The organism is Streptococcus danieliae, assembly GCF_009767945.1.
Lineage (GTDB): Bacteria > Bacillota > Bacilli > Lactobacillales > Streptococcaceae > Streptococcus > Streptococcus danieliae.
Map to the genome: position 1 here is coordinate 1 of NZ_WSRS01000166.1, position 916 is coordinate 916.

1 protein-coding gene is annotated in these 916 nt (G+C 42.1%); it reads left to right on the forward strand.

Annotation, left to right across the window (positions count from 1 at the left end):
- On the forward strand, positions 1-916 hold a 916-nt coding region (locus E5983_RS09230; RefSeq protein WP_462365880.1), incomplete at both ends, for a cysteine peptidase family C39 domain-containing protein.

A 916-nucleotide genomic window follows, 5' to 3' on the forward strand; every position in this document is an offset into this window, starting at 1 on the left:
CGAGGGATTACTCCGAAACAGGTTGCGGATTATTTGTACAACAATACCGAGTATTTTAATAAGAATTTCTCAGGAACGAGCGCTCATGGAATTGTTTCTGCATCAGAGCACTTTGGCTTTGTCCCAACTCAGCTAGCTAGTCAATCGGCGATTGTTGAAGCTCTTCAAGCAGGCCATCATGTTGTCGGAGCTGTTCAGAATAATAAGTTCTCTCCGTGGGGTGGAGGTTACAGTCATGAGGTTGTCATGAAAGGCTATTCTAACGGGAAAACCTACATTTACGATCCTTATAATCGAGCCAATATTGGCTGGTATCCTGTTGCTAGTTTATGGGCAGAACAAAGTCAAGATCGAGATGATCGAGCATTGGGAGCACCATTCTTCAAAATTACAACTCAGAAGATGGCGGATTTGGAAGCTCAAAAAATTCAAGCCACAAAAGCTGTTCAATCTGCTAATCGTCAGCTAACAGAAGCTAAGCAAGAAGTTGTTACTTACCTAGCAGGCTCAAAACAAGTACCTAGAGCAGAGGAAGACCTTCGTCAGGCGACTCTGGAATTGAAGACTGCCAAAGAGAATCTTGTTAAAACTCAGGAAGCTGTTCGTCTAGCAGATCAAGAGTTAGACGAAAAAGAGACGGAACTCAAAAAAGCCCAGTCTGATCTGGCTTTGAAAGAAGCGAGCCTGGAAGATGCAAAAGCAGACTTGATCGCTAGCCAAGCTAAGTTGGCAAATCTTCAATCTGTCTTAACAGAGGCTGAAAAATCAGTGGCTCAAGCGGAACAAGCATTGGTTCAAGCTAAGCAAAATCTTATTCAGAAAGAAGCGAACTTATCAGGATTAGAGCAGTCATCTGAAAACCTAGCTAAGGCTAAAGAAAAACTAAGTGCTATTAAATTAGATTTGGAACAAAAGA